At 70.9% G+C, this 18,832-nt stretch carries 17 protein-coding genes and 1 riboswitch; of the genes, 7 read left to right on the top strand and 10 right to left on the bottom strand.

Going from position 1 to position 18,832, the window contains the following annotated elements; translation table 11 throughout:
- Positions 1-527: 527 nt before the first annotated feature.
- Positions 528-1,556 (top strand): IS30 family transposase, encoded by a 1,029-nt coding sequence (locus tag JYK18_RS39035; RefSeq protein WP_277992424.1) that lies wholly within the window; start codon positions 528-530, stop codon positions 1,554-1,556.
- 23 nt (positions 1,557-1,579) lie between these two features.
- Here JYK18_RS39035 and JYK18_RS39040 read toward each other — a convergent pair whose 3' ends face one another.
- The 4 genes from JYK18_RS39040 to JYK18_RS39055 form a co-directional block, all read right to left on the bottom strand.
- Positions 1,580-2,125 carry an HIT domain-containing protein gene (locus JYK18_RS39040; protein ID WP_206808856.1) on the bottom strand — a complete coding sequence of 182 codons (546 nt, stop codon included), beginning with the start codon at positions 2,123-2,125 and terminating at the stop codon, positions 1,580-1,582.
- On the bottom strand, positions 2,122-4,140 hold the full coding sequence (gene thrS / locus JYK18_RS39045) for a threonine--tRNA ligase (RefSeq protein WP_374195119.1): 2,019 nt from the start codon (positions 4,138-4,140) through the stop codon (positions 2,122-2,124). Before thrS ends, JYK18_RS39040 begins: the two co-directional genes overlap by 4 nt.
- Positions 4,141-4,740: 600 nt before the next feature.
- Positions 4,741-5,355 carry a malonic semialdehyde reductase gene (locus JYK18_RS39050; RefSeq protein ID WP_206808858.1) on the bottom strand — a complete coding sequence of 205 codons (615 nt, stop codon included), beginning with the start codon at positions 5,353-5,355 and terminating at the stop codon, positions 4,741-4,743.
- A gap of 99 nt (positions 5,356-5,454) precedes the next feature.
- Entirely contained in the window at positions 5,455-7,023 is a 1,569-nt protein-coding gene (locus tag JYK18_RS39055; protein ID WP_206808860.1) for a sugar transferase, read from the bottom strand.
- A gap of 411 nt (positions 7,024-7,434) precedes the next feature.
- Here JYK18_RS39055 and JYK18_RS48175 point away from each other — a divergent pair, with 411 nt between their 5' ends.
- Complete coding sequence (locus JYK18_RS48175) at positions 7,435-8,601, top strand: cytochrome P450 (RefSeq protein WP_206808862.1); 1,167 nt, start codon at positions 7,435-7,437, stop codon at positions 8,599-8,601.
- Here the strand turns inward: JYK18_RS48175 and JYK18_RS39065 are convergent.
- From JYK18_RS39065 to JYK18_RS48180, 3 genes are all read right to left on the bottom strand, one after another.
- Entirely contained in the window at positions 8,598-9,047 is a 450-nt protein-coding gene (locus JYK18_RS39065; protein ID WP_206808864.1) for a winged helix-turn-helix domain-containing protein, read from the bottom strand. The two genes, JYK18_RS48175 and JYK18_RS39065, sit on opposite strands and share 4 nt — an antisense overlap.
- A gap of 60 nt (positions 9,048-9,107) precedes the next feature.
- A complete protein-coding gene (locus JYK18_RS39070; RefSeq protein WP_206808865.1) occupies positions 9,108-9,422 on the bottom strand; it encodes a multidrug efflux SMR transporter in 315 nt (104 codons plus the stop codon).
- A gap of 10 nt (positions 9,423-9,432) precedes the next feature.
- Positions 9,433-9,499: riboswitch (guanidine-III (ykkC-III) riboswitch) on the bottom strand.
- 1 nt (position 9,500) lies between these two features.
- The gene (locus JYK18_RS48180; protein ID WP_206808866.1) at positions 9,501-10,397 is read right to left on the bottom strand and encodes an AraC family transcriptional regulator; all 897 of its coding nucleotides are present in this window, start codon (positions 10,395-10,397) and stop codon (positions 9,501-9,503) included.
- Between the two features lie 86 nt (positions 10,398-10,483).
- Between JYK18_RS48180 and JYK18_RS39080 the strand changes: the two genes are divergently transcribed.
- Positions 10,484-11,356 carry an NADP-dependent oxidoreductase gene (locus JYK18_RS39080; protein WP_206808867.1) on the top strand — a complete coding sequence of 291 codons (873 nt, stop codon included), beginning with the start codon at positions 10,484-10,486 and terminating at the stop codon, positions 11,354-11,356.
- Here JYK18_RS39080 and JYK18_RS39085 read toward each other — a convergent pair.
- The gene (locus JYK18_RS39085; RefSeq protein ID WP_206808868.1) at positions 11,349-11,948 is read right to left on the bottom strand and encodes a TetR/AcrR family transcriptional regulator; all 600 of its coding nucleotides are present in this window, start codon (positions 11,946-11,948) and stop codon (positions 11,349-11,351) included. The two genes, JYK18_RS39080 and JYK18_RS39085, sit on opposite strands and share 8 nt — an antisense overlap.
- 87 nt (positions 11,949-12,035) lie before the next feature.
- On the opposite strand from JYK18_RS39085, the gene JYK18_RS39090 reads away from it, so the two are divergent.
- The 4 genes from JYK18_RS39090 (at position 12,036) to JYK18_RS39105 (ending at position 17,245) form a co-directional block, all read left to right on the top strand.
- Positions 12,036-12,914 (top strand): alpha/beta fold hydrolase, encoded by an 879-nt coding sequence (locus JYK18_RS39090; protein ID WP_206808869.1) that lies wholly within the window; start codon positions 12,036-12,038, stop codon positions 12,912-12,914.
- Positions 12,915-12,923: 9 nt separating this feature from the next.
- Positions 12,924-14,717, top strand: a complete 1,794-nt coding sequence (locus tag JYK18_RS48185) for a fibronectin type III domain-containing protein (RefSeq protein WP_206808870.1) — start codon at positions 12,924-12,926, stop codon at positions 14,715-14,717.
- A gap of 24 nt (positions 14,718-14,741) precedes the next feature.
- On the top strand, positions 14,742-16,205 hold the full coding sequence (locus JYK18_RS39100; protein WP_206808871.1) for an amidase: 1,464 nt from the start codon (positions 14,742-14,744) through the stop codon (positions 16,203-16,205).
- Positions 16,206-16,318: 113 nt separating this feature from the next.
- The gene (locus JYK18_RS39105) at positions 16,319-17,245 is read left to right on the top strand and encodes a glutamate ABC transporter substrate-binding protein (RefSeq protein WP_206808872.1); all 927 of its coding nucleotides are present in this window, start codon (positions 16,319-16,321) and stop codon (positions 17,243-17,245) included.
- Here JYK18_RS39105 and JYK18_RS39110 read toward each other — a convergent pair.
- Both JYK18_RS39110 and JYK18_RS39115 read right to left on the bottom strand, forming a co-directional pair.
- Positions 17,242-18,066: a class I SAM-dependent methyltransferase gene (locus JYK18_RS39110; protein ID WP_307796260.1), complete on the bottom strand. Its 825-nt coding sequence runs from the start codon at positions 18,064-18,066 to the stop codon at positions 17,242-17,244. The two genes, JYK18_RS39105 and JYK18_RS39110, sit on opposite strands and share 4 nt — an antisense overlap.
- A gap of 10 nt (positions 18,067-18,076) precedes the next feature.
- A complete protein-coding gene (locus JYK18_RS39115; RefSeq protein ID WP_206808878.1) occupies positions 18,077-18,829 on the bottom strand; it encodes an NAD(P)-dependent oxidoreductase in 753 nt (250 codons plus the stop codon).
- Positions 18,830-18,832 lie beyond the last annotated feature (3 nt).

Consider the following 18,832-nt stretch of genomic DNA (forward strand, 5'->3'; position numbering starts at 1 on the left):
GGGGGTGCATGTATCCGGTGGTGGGGCAGCCGGTGGAGCTGCTGAGCGACCGCGTTTTGGCGGGTGCGGGCCCTGCTGACCGGGATCGGCTGTCTTTCGGTTGAGGTGGTGCCGGGTCAGCTGGCGTGGGCCGCAGTCGGCAGGAGTGGGCTGCGGTCGCTGGCGTGGGCCGCAGTCGGCAGGCGTGGGGCGCAGTCGGCAGGAGTGGGCCGCGGTCGCTGGCGTGGGCCGCGGTCGGCAGGCGTGGGCCGCGGTGGCTGGGGTGGGCGCTGGCTGGGGTGGGGCTCGGTCGGCAGGCGTGGGGCGGGGCGGCTGGCGTGGGCCGCGGTCGGCTGAGGCGGGGCTGCGATCGGCTGGGTGGCGCCGCGGTCGGCTGGGGTGGGGGCTCGGTCGGCTGGATTGAGGTGGGGACGGTTGGAAGCCAGGTGTGCTGCCACGAATGTGGCTTTCGAGGCATCGGCGGGGCTCGAAAGCCAGGTTGTCTCAATCGGTTGTTGCAAGTGGCGGCAGCTGATAGGAGATCTCTCATGCCAGGACCCCGGTTGACGTGCGAGGAACGAGTGATGATCCAGAACGGTCTGGATCAAGGACTTACCCAGGACGCGATCGCGAAAGTCCTGGGTAAGTCACCCTCGACGATTTCCCGTGAGGTACGCCGCGGCGGTGGACCGCGGTGTTCCAGGCCCGGCACCACGATCACTGGCCGGCCTCGCCGCTACCGGGCCGACCGAGCCCAGCGTCTGGCCATCGAACGCGGCCGGCGCCCGAAACCCCACCTGCTGGCAGGTGAGCTGGCGGCGGTGGTGACCGGTCTGCTGGAAGCGGACTGGTCACCCCAGCAGATCTCGCAGATGCTGCCGACGTTGTTCCCCGATGATGAGGCTATGCGGGTGAGTCACGAGACGATCTATCAGTCGTTGTTCGTCCAAGGCCGTGGTGAGCTGCGGCGGGAACTGGCCGCTCACCTGCGCAGCGGCCGCACCGGCCGCCGATCCCGCGCGGCCACCGGGGCGCGCCGCGCGGGCCGTATCGCCGGCATGGTCCCGATCAGCCAGCGTCCCGCCACCGCCACCGACCGGGCCGTTCCCGGGCACTGGGAAGGCGACCTGCTCCTGGGCGGTACCGGCAAGGGCGCGGTGATCACCCTGGTCGAGCGGACCTCGAGGTTCGTGCTGCTGGCACCACTACCGGACAGTCACAAAGCCCTCGACGTCCGCACACTGCTCACCGGCATGATCACCGCCCTGCCCGACACGCTCACCCAATCGCTGACCTGGGACCAGGGCAACGAGATGGCCCAGCACGCCCAGTTCACCCTCGACACCGGCCTGCAGGTCTACTTCTGCGACCCACACAGCCCCTGGCAACGCGGCAGCAACGAAAACACCAACGGCCTGCTCCGCCAGTACTGGCCCAAAGGCTCAGACCTACGCCACCTCACCCAAACCCACTGCGACACCATCGCCCAGCGCCTGAACACCCGCCCACGCAAAACCCTCAACTGGCACACTCCAGCACAAACACTCGACAAAGCCCTACTTGCAACAACCAGTTGAGACCGCCCCACATTCGTGGAGGGTCAGCTGGTGTGCCAGGCGGTGGCGAGCAGGTCCCGCGTCTGGTTCAGCAGTTGTGGCAGCACCTTCGTGTGGCCGATCACCGGCATGAAGTTCGCATCGCCGCCCCAGCGGGGGACCAGGTGCTGGTGCAGGTGCGCGGCGATCCCCGCGCCCGCGATGACGCCCTGGTTCATGCCCAGGTTGAACCCGTGCGCATCCGACACCTTCCGCACCACGCCCATCGCGTGCTGCGTGAAGCGCGCCAGCTCCACCGTCTCCTCATCGGTGAGATCGGTGTAGTCGGCCACGTGCCGGTAAGGCACCACCATCAGGTGCCCCGGGTTGTACGGGTACAGGTTCAGCACCGCGTACACCGTCTCGCCCCGGGCCAGGATCAGGGCCTCGGCATCATCCAGGTCGACCAGGCGGCAGAACGGGCAGCCCGTGGGCTGGTCCCCCTCCGGCTTGTTCTCGCCCTGGATGTAGGCCAGCCGGTGCGGGGTCCACAGCCGCTGCAGGGCGTCGGGCACGCCGACGCCGTCCTGCGCCTCGAATTCCGGCTTCACGCGAGAACCGCTCCGAAGCTCTCCGACGAGGGCGAGGTGTTCTCCCGGCGGCCGATCCAGGCGCTGATCGCCTCCACCGCGGTGTCCACCGGGACCCCGTTGACCTGGGTGCCGTCGCGGAAGCGGAACGACACCGAACCGGACTCCACGTCCTTGCCGCCCGCCAGCAGCATGAACGGCACCTTCTGCATGGTGTGCGTGCGGATCTTCTTCTGCATCCGGTCGTCGCCGAGGTCCAGCTCGACCCGGATCCCCTTGGTGCGCAACGCCTTCTCCACCCCGCGCAGGTGCTCGGTGTGCTCGTCGGCGATCGGGATGCCGACCACCTGCACCGGCGACAGCCACGCCGGGAACGCGCCGGCGTAGTGCTCGGTGAGCACGCCGAAGAACCTCTCGATCGAGCCGAACAGCGCCCGGTGGATCATCACCGGCCGCTTCCGCTCCCCACCGGCCGCGGTGTACTCCAGCTCGAACAGCTCGGGCAGGTTGAAGTCCAGCTGGATGGTCGACATCTGCCAGGTGCGGCCGAGCGCGTCCTTGGCCTGCACCGAGATCTTCGGCCCGTAGAACGCCGCGCCACCGGGGTCCGGCACCAGGTCGAGGCCGGAGTCGGCGGCCGCCTCCCGCAGCACCTCGGTGGCCCGCTCCCACACCTCGTCCGAGCCGACGTACTTCTCGTCGTTCCGGGTGGACAGTTCGAGGTAGAAGTCGTCCAGCCCGTAGTCCCGCAGCAGGCCGAGCACGAAGCCCAGCAGGGACTTCAGCTCCTCCCCAACCTGTTCCTCGGTGCAGAAGATGTGCGCGTCGTCCTGCGTCATGCCGCGCACGCGGGTGAGGCCGTGCACCACGCCCGACTTCTCGTACCGGTACACCGAGCCGAACTCGAACATGCGCAGCGGCAGCTCGCGGTAGGACCTCCCGCGCGAGCGGAAAATCAGGTCGTGGAACGGGCAGTTCATCGGCTTGAGGTAGTAGTCCTGCCCCGGCCGCCGGACCGTGCCGTCCTCGTTGTACTCCGCGTCCAGGTGCATCGGCGGGTACATGCCGTCCTTATACCAGCCGAGGTGCCCGGAGATCTCGAACAGCGAGGCCTTGGTGATGTGCGGCGAGTTGACGAAGTCGTAGCCCGCTTCGACGTGCCGCTGCCGCGAGTAGTTCTCCAGCTCCTGCCGGATGATCCCGCCCTTGGGGTGGAACACCGCCAGGCCCGAGCCGATCTCGTCGGGGAAGGAGAACAGGTCCAGCTCGGCGCCGAGCTTGCGGTGGTCGCGCCGCTCCGCCTCGGCCAGCATCTCCAGGTAGTGCTCCTGGGCCTCCGCCGACTCCCACGCGGTGCCGTAGATCCGCTGCAGCTGCGGGTTCTTCTCGTTGCCGCGCCAGTACGCCGCCGCGACGCGGGTCAGCTTGAAGGCCGGGATGTGCTTGGTGGTCGGGATGTGCGGGCCGCGGCACAGGTCGCCCCACACCCGTTCCTTGGTGCGCGGGTCGAGGTTGTCGTAGACGGTCAGCTCGCCGCCGCCGACCTCCATCACCTCGGAAGTGTCCACATCGGACTTGATGTCCACCAGCTCGAGCTTGAACGGCTCGGCCGCCAGCTCCGCCTTGGCCGCCTCGACCGATTCCAGTACGCGGCGGGAGAACTGCTGCGACCCCTTGATGATCTGCTTCATCCGCTTTTCCAGCGCCTGCAGGTCTTCCGGGGTGAACGGGGTGTCGACGGCGAAGTCGTAGTAAAAGCCGTCCTTGACCGGCGGGCCGATGCCCAACTTCGCCTCGGGGAACTGCTGCTGCACCGCCTGGGCGAGCACGTGCGCGCACGAGTGGCGGATCACCGAGCGGCCGTCCTCGGTGTTCGCCGCCACCGGCTCGACCTCGGTGTCGGATTCGGGCACCCAGGCCAGATCCCGGAGCTTGCCCTCGGCGTCGCGCACCACCACGATGGCGTCCGGGCCCTTGCCCGGGAGGCCGGCTTCGCGGACCGCCGCACTCGCCGTAGTGCCCGCGGTGACCACCACGCGTTCGGACGGGGTGGCCGCGGTTGGCGAGAACTCTGACACGGTGGGCTCCTCAGCTGGGTGTTCCGATGACTCCCGTGATGCTAGCCGTCGTGGTCGGGGCTGCTCACACGTGTCGCGGGCCAACGGCGCTCGTCCGTGGAAAAACGGTGGGAACGGGCCGTGGGCGTGGTTCGGAACGGGACTGCGGAACCGTTGGCCAGTCGGCGGGTGCGGTCGCCAGTGAGCAGTCGCCAGTCGCGGTCAGCGGGGGTGGCGGGGAGTAGTTCGGTCGGTGCGAGGGCTGAGGTCGAGTCGCCCAGCGACTGCGCTGTCGCTGGGCTGGGGGCGGCCAGCGGGAAGTGCCCGGTCGGGGCGGCCAGTTGTGACGGCTGGGGCCGAGGTCGACAGCAGCGACGTCCCCGGATCGAGGTGGCAGGCCGCGACGGCCGGGACTGAGGTGACCAGCAGCGAGCCCCGGATCGAGGCGGCAGGCCGCGACAGCTGGGGCGGAGGTCGACAGCAGCGATGTCCCAGGAAGCGGCGGGCCGGGTATACGGCCATCCAGGACGGCAGCGCCGTCGCGAGGGCGGCCTGGTGGCGGGGCAGCCTAGAGGCAGGTCAGAGGGTGTCGACGACCTGGTCGAAGCCGAGGCGGGGCAGGCGGTCGTACCAGGGGCTCTCCCCCGGCTTGCCGACGTTCACCACGACCAGCGACTTCCACGGCCGGTCGTGGAAGAACTCCTTGTCCACGCCCTGGGCGTCGAAGCCGGTCAGGGGGCCGGCGGCCAGGCCCGCCGCGCGCACGCCGATGATGAAGTAGCCCACCTGCAGCAGAGCGTTCGACTTGGCCGTCTCGAAGCGGACGTCCTCTTCGGCGAAGTAGTCCTTGGCGCCCGGGTTGTGCGGGAACAACCGCGGGAGGTTCTGGTGGAACTCGGTGTCGGCGGCCAGGATGACGGTCAGCGGCGCGCTCTCGGTCTTGGCCCGGTTGCCCTCGGCCAGCAGCGGGACCAGGCGCTCCCGCGCCTCCTCGCTGCGCAGCACCAGCGCGCGCAGCGGCTGGATGTTCATCGACGTCGGCGCCCACTTGACCAGGTCGTAGATGGCCTTGACCTGGTCGTCGCCGACCGGCTCCGCGCTGAACGTGTTGGCCGTCCTCGCCTCGCGGAACAGCAGGTCGGCGACCTCGCCGTCCAGTGCGAGACCATCGGGGCGGATGTCGGTGGAGGTCATGGTTCGATCCTTCCTGGTGAGTTCCTGACTACCTCCCGCCAACGTAGTTGAGCGCTTGACTATTTCGGTTTCAACTAGATTCAGGTCACACCCGGAACCTCAGTAAGCCCCGTCACCCATCAGCACCGCGCGCACCGTCTTCCACAGAATCACCAGATCGAGTGCCAGCGACCAGTCCTCCACGTAGCGCAGGTCGAGCCGGATGCTCTCCGCCCAGCTCAGATCGCTGCGACCGCTGACCTGCCACAGCCCGGTCAGCCCCGGCTTGACCAGCAGGCGGCGGCGCGCGTCGGCGGCGTAGGCCTTCGTCTCCTCCGGCAGCGGCGGGCGCGGGCCGACCAGCGACATCCGCCCGGTCAGCACGTTGAACAGCTGGGGCAGCTCGTCGAGCGAGTACCGGCGCAGCAGGCCGCCCACCCGGGTGACCCGCGGGTCGCGGCGCATCTTGAACAGCGGACCGGCGCCTTCGTTGTCCTGGAGCAGCTGCTGGCGCACGGCGTCGGCGTTGACCACCATGGTGCGGAACTTGAGCATGGTGAACGGGTGCCCGTTGCGGCCGACGCGGCGCTGGCGGTAGATCACCGGCCCGCGGCTGCCCAGCTTGATCGCCACCGCGATGCCCAGCAGCAGCGGCGAGATCATCAGCAGCAACAGGGCCGACGCGACCCGGTCGACGATCTCCTTGACCAGGCGGCGGCCACCGGTGAAGGTCGGCGCGGTCACCCGCAGCAGGGGCATGCCGAGCACCCCGGAGACATTCAGCCGCGGCCCGGCCACCTCCATCAGCACCGGCGCGACCACCATCTCGGCGGCGGTGCCTTCGAGGTCCCAGGCGACCTGCTGCAGCCGCCGCGGGCTCCAGTACTGGTCCGCGGTGACCGCGACCACGCGGTACCCACCGCGGCGGACGTGGTCGGCGAGTTCGTCGAGCCTGCCGACCACCGGCACCCCGTCGAGGTCACCGCTCCCGGGATCGCCCTCACCGGTGAAGGTGCACACCGCTTCGACGCGCCAGCCGACGTGGGATTCGGCGCGGGTGCGCGCGATCAGGTCGCGCACGGTTTCCGGACTGCCCGCGGCGAGCACCGGCAGCAGGCAGCCGCCACGGCGGCGCGTGCGGTGGAGCCAGCGGCGGAGCACGTAACGTTGCGGGAACGAGACCAGTGCGACGGCGGGAATGACGGCGAACACCCACGGCTGCACGGCGAGCGCGCCGAAGAGCAGACCGCCGAGTGCGACCATCACCGCCGCGGCGAACAGGCCCCGCCCGAGTCTTCGGAACTCCTCGGCGCCCTCACCGAGCACTCTCGGGTTCCACGCCCGGCTGGCCGGAAGCGCGCACACGACGGCGAGCACGGTGCCGAGCGCGAGCCACTGCGTGGCCGGCCACTCGGCCCCGAAACCGTGCAGCACGAAGGCTCCCGCGGCGACCACGGCGGTGGTGGCGACCAGGTCACCGAGCACCACCATGCTGCGGTAACCGGATTCCCAGTCCGGCGAAGGCCGGTGCGACGCGCGGGAAGCGGGCGCGGGCGGGCGCGGATCGGCGGGCGCGCTGGGCGCGGCGCGCTGCGGTTGACGGGAAATCGCGGGAAGACCGATGTGGGGCCGCGCATCGTTGACCGGCAACGAATTGACCGGCAATGACCGCCGCACCGACTCTTCCATCGGACCTCCCACACTCGACAAGTGGCGCAGTTCGGGACAGCGAGCCACCCGCAATTGTGATAACTGTGGGTGACCATGGGTGGTATACGCTCAGTAGGGGCGCGAGCGATACACGCGGTGGTATCGGTCACTCTGAATGCAGCGTTACAAGGTCACAGCGGCGATTCAACTCACTGAGACGGCTGACTGAGCCGCGAGAAAATAACAAAAAGATGACGAAGGGTGATCATTGGTCTCGGGGAAACCCCTACGCTAAGTAGTCGGAAAATTCTCACCTCACCCGAGCGGCCGGTGCCGTTAGGCCGCGAGTGGCAAGGGTCGCCCGGTAACGCCCCGCACACCGTCCTTTCGGGACGGTGCGGTGCCGCGCTCGCCTAAACTGGGGGATTCCCGGGCTCTGGGGAGGGACGCGTGGCCGCATCACCGGAAGAAGCGCTGGCCGGACTCGATCTCTACGCCGAAGACCAGGCCGAGCACCTGCTGGCCGCCGCGACGCTGGCCAGGACGCGGTGCCCGGTCCCGCATTCGGCCGCCGACGGCGGATATCACGTGCTCACGCGGTATGAGGACGTGCGGGCCGTGTGCGCCGACCCGGAATCGTTCAGTTCCCGCGCGCCGAGCATTCGCGGAGTGCCCGTTCGGGTGATCCCGGTCGACACCGACCCACCGGACCACCGTTATTACCGGCGAATTCTCAACCCCTATTTCTCCCACGCCTTCCTCCAGCGCTACCAAGGCCAGTTGCGCCGATTGGCCGACGAAACCGTCGGCTCCTTCGCGGAACGCGGTTCGTGTGACGTGGTGCAGGATTTCGCCATCCCGTTCAGCGCCGGTTCACTGGCGCGCGTGGTGTTCGCCACCGACAACGAGGACCTGGTCTCGCGCGGGATCGCGGCGGCCAAGGAGGTCGCGGTGACGAGCAGCCCCGAAGCCTTCCAGGCGCTGGCTGCCCTTTCGGCCGAGGCGCTCGCCGAAGCGGCGGCCGAGGAGCGCGACGGCGTGTTGCGCGCGCTCGCCACCGAGACCATCGACGGCAGGCCGTTGACCATGGAGGAGAAGCTGGGCATGGTGACCACGCTGTTCCTCGGCGGGCTGGACACCACGCGCGGCGTCATCGCGAACATCGCCTACCACCTGGCCACCCGCGACGACGTCGAGGCGCTCCTGCGGCGTCCCGGAGGCTGGCAGCGCGAACTCGAGGAGTTCCTCCGCTACGAGACCACCGTCGCGTTCATGGCGCGCACCGCCGTGCGGGACACCGAAATCGGCGGGATGCCGATCCCGGCCGGCGGCCGCGTCGCGGTGTTCTTCGCCGCCGCCAACCGTGATCCCGCGCGGTTCGAGAACCCCGACGAGCTGGTGTTCGACCGGCCGTCCATTCCGCACCTGTCGTTCGGCTTCGGCATCCACCACTGCCTCGGCCTGCACTTCGCCCGGCTGCAGCTGAAGACCGCCTTCGCCGCGCTGCTCGCCCGCGGCACGAACTTCCGGCTCAGCCCTGGCGCGGAGATCCCGCGTCAGCCGGGGGTTTCGCTGAACAGCCCGTACCGGCTGGACCTGGAGTTCCATCCGCGTTAGACGATGGCCACGCGCGGAGTGCCGTCGAACCGGTAGCCCACCCCGCGCACGGTGCTGATCGGGGCGGGTTCGGGGGCGAACTTGGCGCGCAGCTTGCGGATGTGCACGTCGACCGTGCGCACCCCGTCACGCCGCGAGCCCCACACCTCGGTCAGCAGGGTCGCCCGATCGTGCACCACGTCGGGATGCGTGCCGAGGTAGAGCAGCAGGTCGAACTCCAGCCTGGTCAGGCTCAGCGGTCTGCCGCCGACCAGCACCCGCCGCGCGCTCGCGTCGATCCGCACCGCCGGTCCGGCCGACGGCACGACGGAGGGCACGACGCGGCCGGCCGCCTCCACCCCCAGTGCGTCCTCGACGGACTCCAGCAGGCGGGCGGCGATCTCGGCCGCGTTGTCCTCGTCGGTGCGCAGGCGGATCGACAGGGTCAGCTCGACGACGGCGGTCATGGCGCCATCTTCGGGCCGAGCCCGGCGATCCGGCCAGCCCGTCCACGCTGCGGAACGTGCTCAGTGGACCAGCTTGAGCCCGATCACGCCGCCGACGATCATTGCCAGGAAGAGGACCTTCAGCACGGACAACGGTTCCTGCCCGGTGACCATCGCGTAGACCACGGTGAGCACCGCGCCGATGCCCACCCAGACGGCGTAGGAGGTGCCGACGGGCAGTTCACGCATCGCGTAGGCGAGCCCGGCCATGCTCGCGGCGAGCGCGGCGAAGAACACCGCGGCCGGGCCGAAGCGGGTGAGTCCCTCGGACTTGCCGAGTGCGGTGGCCCACACGGCTTCCAGCACACCCGAGAGAACGAGGATGATCCACGACATGACGGCCTCCAGCGGGCCGTCTTGTCGCACACCGGGTACGGCACCCCTCGTCCGGAAGCCCCATCACCGGGCTCCCCCTCAAGATCTCACATCCCGTGCGCCGGCGGCAAACCGGCGGTACCGGCCGGGCGCGAGCTCGTACTGCCGCTTGAACGCGGTGGCGAAGGCGAACTCCGAGCGGTAGCCCACTTTCTCCGCGACCACCGCCAGCGGCACGTCCGACTCGCGCAGCAGGCGCGCCGCCGTGGTCATCCGCCACCAGGTCAGGTAGCGCCCCGGCGAGCGGCCGGTCAACTCGGTGAACCGCCGGGCGAACGGCGCGCGGGACAACCCGCCGCGCTCGGCCAGCGAAGCGACCGTCCACGGCCGGGCGGGTTCGGTGTGGATGGCCTCCAGCGCCCGGCTGACCACCGGATCACGCAGCGCCGCGCCCCAGCCGGGCCGCCGCTCGGCGAACCAGGTGCGCAGCGCGTAGAGCAGCACCAGATCCAGCAGCGCCGGGACCACCCCGTCGGTACCGAGGCCGGGCCGCAGGAGCTCGGCCGCCAGCAGGTCCACTGTGGACCGCAACTCGGGGCCACCGCTCAGGTGCACCACCTCCGGCAGGTCGCGCAGCAGCGGGTGACCACCGGCGGGCGCGAGTTCGTAGGCACCGCACAGGGTCATCGTGTCCCCGTGGACGGGCGGGGGTTCGGCGAGATCCGGATCGCAGACCTCGGTGGCCGGCGGGGTGTCCGCGTGGTCGGCGAGCACGTGCGTACCGCCGTGCGGCAGCAACACCACATCGCCGGTGCCCAGGCGCACCGGCACCCCGTCCGACGGGATCAGCACGCACTCGCCCCGCAGCACCACGCGGAAGCCGACCGCACCGGGCACCGGCGGGAACCGCTGCGCCCACGGCGCGTCCCAGCCCACCAGTGCCGAGCGCGGCCGTCCCGCGCGCACCACGGCGAGCACGTCGCTGAGGATGTCCACGGGTGGCACTCTAGCGAGACGATCGCGTATGAATGCGGGTCAGCTAACCATGGTCCGTCTCGATGAGGCTTTCTACGGTCGACGTCATGAGAGCCGCACGCATCCACGAACACGGCGACCCGGACGTCATCCGCATCGACGAGATCCCGCGACCGGCACCAGGACCGGGCCAGGTGCTCGTCGAGGTCGCCGCGACCTCGTTCAACCCGACCGAAGTGGCGTTGCGCTCCGGCGTCCTGCGTGAACTGGTTCCGGTGACGTTGCCGTTGACGCTGGGCTGGGACGTCGCGGGCACCGTCGTCGAACTCGGCGCGGGGGTGGACGCGCACGCGATCGGCGACCGGGTGATCGGCTGGATCGACGGCGCCGCCGCGGAATTCGCCGTGGCCGACGCCGATGCGCTCGTCGCCGCGCCCCGCAGCATCGCCTTGGCTGATGCGGCTGCCTTGCCACTCGCGGGATTGACCGCGTGGCAAGCGATCGAGCAGGCCGGGATCACCGCGGGCGAGCGCGTCCTGGTCAACGGCGCGGGTGGCGGGATCGGCGGATTCACCGTTCAGCTGGCCAGGAAGGCCGGAGCGCGGGTGATCGCCACGGCCGGTCCGCGCAGCGCGGCCAAGGTTCGCGAGCTGGGCGCCGAGCAGCTCATCGACTACACCGCCACCACGCTGGACGAAGCGCTCGACGGCCCGGTCGACCTCGTGCTGCACCTGGTCGGGTTGCCCGACGCGGCCGGGATCGCGCGACTGGGCGGGCGCATCGTGTCGGTGACCAACAAGATCGGTCACCATGTGTTGGTGCGCAACGATTCCCGCGATCTGGCCGCGCTCGTGGCACTGGTGGACGACGGCTCGCTGGCCCTCGACATCACCGAGCGCCACGCACTCGCCGACCTTCCCGAGATCCACCGCCGGAGCGAGCGGGGCGACCTTCGCGGGAAGGTGCTCGTGCTCACGTGAGCAGGCCGTGCGCGACCAGGTCGGTGGCCGTGGTGAGCAACGCGCGCAACTCGTCTTCGTTGCGGCGCAAGGCATCCGGGCGCCAGCCGAGGCTGATCACGCCGTTCCACGCCGACCAGAGCACGGTGGCCACCGCCGCCGGGTCGACCTCGCGGAACACCCCGGCCTCGACGCCCTTCCGCAGCACGGTGACCAGGCGCTGGTTCTGCTCGTCGACCGACTTCGCCAGCCGGTCGGCGAGTTCCTGCCCCGCCGCGTACTGCCCGGGTTCGGGCGGGAACGCCAGCATCCGGAAGTAGCCGGGGTAGGCGAGGTAGAAGGCCAGGTACTCGTCGGCGGCGGCGTAGATCTGCTCGATCGGCGGCCGGCCGGGCCGGTAGGCCTGGTCCATGTGACCGCGGTCGGCGCGCAGCGCGCGTTCCACCACCGCCGCGTGCAGTCCGGCCTTGGACCCGAAGTGGTTGTAGATGGAGCCGGGGGCGACCCCGGCGCGCTCGGCGATCTCCTCGACCGTCACCTCCGCGCGGTCGCGGAAGACCTCCTCGGCGGCGCGGAGCAACGCGCTGATGGTGCGCTCTTTGCGGGGGTCCATGAGCCCTCTCTTGCAACCGTTGCACGAACGCTGCTAGCTTAGCCGCCAGGATCTTGCAACGGTTGCAAGAAGTCGTCAGGAGCAGCGATGGAACGCTGGCGCGATCCCCGGCTCGGGGAACCGCACGAGGTGACCCTGCCGTCCGGGACCCTGCGCTACCACGACGCCGGCCGCGGTCCGGTGCTCGCCTTCGTGCACGGTTACCTGGTCAACGCCAACCTCTGGCGCAAGCTGGTACCGCTGCTGTCGAGCCGGTTCCGCTGCATCACGCCGGACTGGCCGCTGGGCTCGCACCTGACCCCGTTGCGCCGCGACGCCGACCTCTCCCCGCCCGGGATGGCGGGCCTGATCGGCGACCTGCTCGACGCACTGGACCTGCGCGAGGTCACCTTGGTGGGCAACGACTCCGGCGGCGCGTACAGCCAGCTCGCGGCCACCCTCCGTCCACAAAGGATTGCGCGGCTGGTGCTGAACTCGTGCGAGACCCCGTGGTGCACCTGGCCGCCGGCGCACGGCGCCTTCGGGGTGCTCAAGGCCGCCGCCCGCCACCCCGGCACGCACCGGGCGCTGTACCAGCCGTTGCGCCTGCGGGCCACGTGGCGGCTGCCGAACACCTACGGCTGGCTGGCCAGGTTCCCCATCGACACCACCGTGATGCGCGGGTACGTCGGCCCCACGCTGTCCACGCCGGAGATCCGGTTCGACGGGCGCAAGGCCATCGGCGCGGTGGACATCGGCTTCGTGAAGAGCGCTGCCGAAAAGCTGCGCGGTTCCGGCCTGCCGATCCTGTGCGCGTGGGCCGCCGGCGACCGCGTGTTCCCGGCCGGGCGCGGGCGCGCCTACGCGGACCTGCTCGGCGCGGACTTCCGCACGATCGCCGATTCCTACACCTACACCGCCGAGGACCAGCCCGCGCGCACGGCGGAGGTGCTGCGGGACTGGTTCGACGACCAGCACCTCCCCTAGGCTTGGCCCGTGGGCAGGAAACTCGCGTGGTGGCGCGGGCGATCGCCGCTCGTGATCACCGTGGTGGCGGTGACGACCGCGGTCGGCCTCGCGGTGTCCGGGGCGGCCAAGCCCGACGGCGGGATCGACTTCTTCCAGTCCGGGCACTGGGTGTTCAACTCGGTGCTGGGCACCGTCTTCCACATCGACGGCGCCAGCCGGAACATCGACGCGCGGCTCGGGCTCCCGGCCGATCCGGGCAGTCAGGTGGTCCAGGGCGAGACCGGCGGGTACGTGGTCGGTGGCAACCGGATCATCGAGTTCGGCAAGTCCGACCTGTCCGTGGGCAAGGTGACCGCACCGGCGGCCCGGGAGCGGCCGGTGGCGCTGGAGGTCGCGGGCGGGCCTTACCTGGTGTACCGCGAAGCCGGGCAGATCGTCCGACTGGGTGATGAGCACACCACGATCGCGGCGGGCGGCGGTCTCGGCGATCCGGTGACCACCAGCGCGGGTTCGGTGTGGGTCCACCACCTGGGCACCAACGCGCTCTGCGAACTGACCCGAGACGCCGACCGGCTCGAATGCCCGGCGAACGCACCCAGCGGGCACACCGGCGGCCTGACCGTCGTCGCCGACCGCCCGATGTTCGTGGACACCTCCACCGACACCGTGCACACGATCGACGGCAAGAACCTCGGCCCCGGCACCGCGCTCGGCGTCGACGCGCCGCCGAACGCGCGCCTCGCCTCGACCGACGTCGGCGGCCGGATCGCCGTGCTCGACGGGCCGGGCAAACGCATGCACCTGGTCGACACCACGCCCGCGAAGGCCGCGCCGGTCACCGTCGACCTGCCCGAGGGCGACTACAGCGCGGTCGCGTCGTCGGGGCAGGCGGTGGTCCTGCTCGACCGCGCCAAGAACGCCGTGCTCACCTACGACCGCGACGGCAAGCAGCACAAGAGCACGCCGGTCCCGCCCGGTGAACCCCGGCTGTCGAGGGGCGAGGACTCGCGGGTGTACGTCGACAGCGCGGACGGCGGTCACGTGCTGGTGGTCGACAACGACGGGGCGGTCAACCCGGTGCAGGTGACCGGCACCGAGCGGCCAGCCCCGTCCGCTCCCCCGCCGGTCGCGCCGGCGCCACAGCCACCGCCGGCCGCGCCTCCCGCGCAGGAGCAGCAACAGCAGGCACCTCCGCCCGCGCAGCCCAAGCCACCGCCGAAGACGAACCCCCCGCCCCCGGCGAATCCGGCCAGCCCGCCGGGTGCGCCGCCCGGGGTCAAGGCCACCGCCGGGAACGCGGCGATCACGGTCAACTGGGGTGCCGCGTCCCCGAACGGCGGCGCGGTGTCGAACTACCACGTCTCGTGGACCTCCAGCGCGGGCAGCGGCGAGAAGACCGTCGGCGGTGGCGTCCGGTCGACCGCGCTCAGCGGCCTGACCAACGGGACCACCTACGTGATCACGGTGACCGCGCAGAACTCCGCCGGACGCGGTCCCGGCGCCAGTTCCGCCGGGGTGACGCCGAAATCACCGAGGTCGATCACCGTGTCGCGCGGCGAGCAGGAGTCGTACGGTTCCGGGTGCTCGGAGCCGGACTGCGCGAAGATGCACGTCGTCGCGACGGGCTTCGACCCCAACACCGAGTACGACTTCAACCCGTTCTCCACCGCCGAGGGCTACAGCAACCCCGGTTCCGGGCAGACCACCGATTCGGACGGATCGGTCACCTTCGAGGCGTTCCACTTCGACACCGTCGGCGAATCGGTCTGGGTGATCGCGGACGGTGTCGAATCCAACCGCTTCACCTGGCCCCCGGGATAGGCCACATCAGGCAAGATCTGCGCCATGGATGAGTACCCGGAGTACGACGCGGTCGGGTTGGCGGAACTGGTGCGCGACGGCCAGGCGAGCCCGGCGGACCTGCTGGCGGCGGCGCGCGCCCGGCTGGCGGCGGTCAACCCGCGGCTCAACGCGGTCGTGCGCGAGGTGGACCCGCCGGACGCGCCCGCGGCCGGGCCGTTCGCCGGGGTGCCGTTCCTGCTCAAGGACCTGCACCAGGACCTGGCCGGGCAGCCGACCAGCGGCGGGTCCCGGTCGATGGCCTCGATCCCGGCGAAGGAGACCACCACGGTGGTCCAGCGCTGGCTCGACGCCGGGCTGGTGGTCTTCGGCAAGACGAACACCCCCGAGTTCGGCGCCAAGGGCATCACCGAGCCGGACCTGTTCGGGCCCGCGCGCAACCCGTGGAACCCCGGGCACACGCCGGGCGGGTCCTCCGGGGGCGCGGCGGCGGCCGTCGCGGCGGGCATCGTGCCGTGTGCGGGGGCCAGCGACGGTGGCGGCTCCATCCGCATCCCGGCGTCGGCCTGCGGGTTGTTCGGGCTCAAGCCGTCGCGCGGGCTCATCCCGGCCGGTCCGGCGCGGGCCGAAGGACTCGGCGGCACCGCCACCGACGGCGTGATCTCGCGTTCGGTGCGGGACACCGCCGCCATGCTCGACGTGCTGGCCGGCCCGACCTCGCTCTCGCCGTTCCTCGCCGCCGGTCCGGCGACGCCGTTCGCGGACGAGGTCGGCCGTGAACCGGGCCGGTTGCGCGTCGCGTTGTGCACCGCCAGCTCGATCAACCCGGATCCGCACCCCGAAGCGGTGGCCGCCGCCCGCGCGGCCGGGGACCTGCTCGAAGAACTGGGCCACGAGGTGGTCGAACTGGAGTCGCAGCCGTTCGACGACGCCGCTCTGGCCAAGGACTTCCTGACCAGCTGGTTCGTCAGCTGCGCGCACGCGATGGCCGAGTGCAAGGCGGCCAGCGGCGCCGGGGACGCGGCCTTCGAACTCGACACCCGCACGATGGCCGCGCTGGGCCGGGCGACCAACCCGGTCGACCTGGTGCGTGCCATCGAACGACGGCACGAGCACACCCGGCGGCTCGCCGAGTTCCACGAGTCGTACGACTTCCTGCTCACCCCGTCCACCGCGACCCCGCCGCCGCGGATCGGCGCCTTCGACACGCCGGAGCCGGTGCGCAAGCTGCAACGCGGCCTGCTCACCGCCGGGGCCGCGGGCCTGCTGCGGTTCACCCCGATCGTCGACCGGCTGATCCACGAGAACCTGAGCTGGGTGCCGTACACGCAGCTGGCGAACCTGACCGGCAGGCCGGCGATGAGCGTGCCGCTGCACTGGACCGCCGACGGCCTGCCGATCGGGGCCCAGTTCGTCGGACGGCTCGGCGCCGACGGCGCGCTGCTGCGGCTGGCCGGGCAGCTGGAAAAGGCGCGGCCGTGGGTTGAACGACGTCCTACTCCGGTTTAGCTAGAGAATTCTCTAGTCTTCCGCACTCGGCGACGATCGGCCCTTGTGGCGAATCGGGCGCCAACAATACTGGCGACCACCGGTATTGGCGAGTCGGAAACGGAGCGCGGGAGATGGCGGGCATTTTCGAAGTGCGCCGGCGGCGGCTGGCCACCGTGCTCGCCGCGATGGCGGCCGCGGTGACCGCTTGCGATCGCCCGGACACCGCAGGTCAAGCCGCTCCCCCACACCCGTTGACGTTGCTGGACCGGGCTCCGGTGGCCACTGACGCCGAGGTGGCCGCGTCGCCGACCGCGGCCACCATTCGCCGGCGCGGACAATTGATCGTCGGCGGCCAGCTCGATCTCCCGCTGCTTTCCGAGCGCAATTCGATCACCGGCGAAACCGAGGGTTTCGACGCCACACTGGGAAAGTTGCTGGCGAAATACCTGCTCGGCGAATCGACGGTGAAAATCGTGACCGCGACGCCGGAAACCAAGGAAACCCTGCTGCAGGTCGGCACCGTGGACGCGGTCATCCGGATCTACACGATCACCCCGGAACGGGCGCAGAAGGTCGCCTTCGCCGGGCCGTACCTGCGCTCGGGACAGGCCATCGCCACGCTGGACCAGGAGCGGTCGATCGCCAAGCCCGCCGATCTCAACCACCGCCCGGTGGTCGCCGTGGCGGGCACCACCAGCGTGGACGCGCTGCGGGAGGTCGCGCCGAAGGCCAAGCTGGAAACCTTCGGCAGCACCAACGAATGCGTGCAGGCGCTGGAATCCGGGCGGGCCGTGGCCTACGTGCACGACCTGACCGCGCTGGCCGGGGCGGCCCGGCTCAACGACCGGATCCAGATCGTCGGCGAGCCGTTCACCAGCGAGCCCTACGGCATCGGCCTGCCGCGCGGGGACGCCGCGTTCAAGGAGTTCGTCAACGGCTGGCTGGACAAGATCGTCCGCTCCGGGCTGTGGGCCGAGCTGTGGCAGTCCACGCTCGGCACGGTGGTCACCGGTCCGCCGCCGGAACCACCGCAGCTCGGTTCGGTGCCGGGTTCCTAGGCGCCCCAGAGGTCCACGGCGATGTCACCGGTCTGCTCGCTGAACAGGCCGCTCGGGCTGGTGCGGTGCAACAACTCCCGCAGATCGGCCTCGAAGGCCAGGCGGCCGTCACCGAACAGGTGCGGGGTCGAACTGGACAGCGAGTACACCGCGGCGACCAGGTCCTCGGTCACCCGGGTGACCACGCGGCCCGGCACTTCGACGCGCGCCGGACCGGTGAACCCCGCGGCGCGGTAGATCTCCGACTCACCGTCGAGCGTGCCGTCCGGCAGCTGCCCCTGACCCGCGCGCCGCACCGGGCCGAGGTATTCGCGCACCAGCTCGGTGATCTCGGTGTGCGGCGGACGCGGGTACGGGAGCGGATCCGGCGAGGTGGTGCCGTGGCTGGTCCTGGCGTGGACGTGCGCGCAGGTACCACCGGGGTTGAGCATGCCGCGCACCGCCGCGGCCACCTTCGGCCGGTCCATCCAGTGGAAGGACTGGGCGAAGGTGACCAGGTCGAACCGGCCGAGCCCGGCGGGCAACTCCTCCGCGCGCAGGTGCACCCACTTCGCGTCGCGCACCCCGGCCGCATCCGCGCGGCGACCGGCTTCGGCGAGCATCTCCCGGTCCGCGTCGACGCCGACCACCTCACGGAAGTGCCGGGCCAGCACCAGGGTCAGCGAACCGGGGCCGCACCCGACGTCGAGCAGGCGGCCGGAACCGTCCAGCCCCAGCGCGGTGGCGATCGCCTCGGCGAGGGCGGCCGGGTAGGCCAAGCGCCCGCGCGCGTAGTACGCGGCACTCCCGGAATACAGCGACGGATCCCATTCCCAGCCCACCACCCCGAGACTACGGCTTGACCGGCTCCCGGATGACCTCGACCAGGCTGGCGAAGCTGTCCGCACCGTGGCCCGCGTCGATCGCGCGCCGGGTCAGCGTGCGCACGGTGGTGGCGAGCGTGTCGTCGAGGCCGAGTTCCCTGGTGGTGTCGACGAGGTGGTCCATCAGCGGCGCGTCGAGTTCCAGCCATTCGCCGTCGCCGGGGTACCGCCGCCGGTCGAGCTGACCGGCGTAGTCGGTGACGACCTCGCTGACCGTTCCGGCGAGCCAGCCGGTGAGCATCGGGGCCACCTCGGCCGCGCGCACCCCGGCGGTGCCCAGCAGCGCGGCGGTCTGCACGAAGCCGGCGAGCGTGGCCCAGGCGAGGTTGAGCAGCGCGAGGTCGTAGAGCGCGGCGGTACCGGGATCGGGACCGAGGTACACGGTCTTGCCGAAGACCGCGAGCCGTTCGCGGTGCCGCTCGAAGACCTCCTCCGATCCACTGTAGACAATCACCGTCGCGGGATCGCCCACGTGCTCGGGATGTGCCATCAGCGCGCCGTCGAGGTACCGGCCGCGCCTGGCCAGTCCACGCGCTTGCGCGCTGGTGCCCGAGGTCAGGTTGACCACGTCCAGACCGGTGGGCTGACCGGCGAGCGCGGCTTCGGCGGCGGCGTAGTCGTCGGCGCACAGCAGCACCAGGTCGTGCGCTCCGGCGGGGGCGGTGGCGAGCGCGTCCCGCAGCGCCTGTGCGCGCGGGCCGTCGCCGATCACGATGTCCATGCC

This window comes from Amycolatopsis sp. 195334CR (assembly GCF_017309385.1).
Classification (GTDB): domain Bacteria; phylum Actinomycetota; class Actinomycetes; order Mycobacteriales; family Pseudonocardiaceae; genus Amycolatopsis.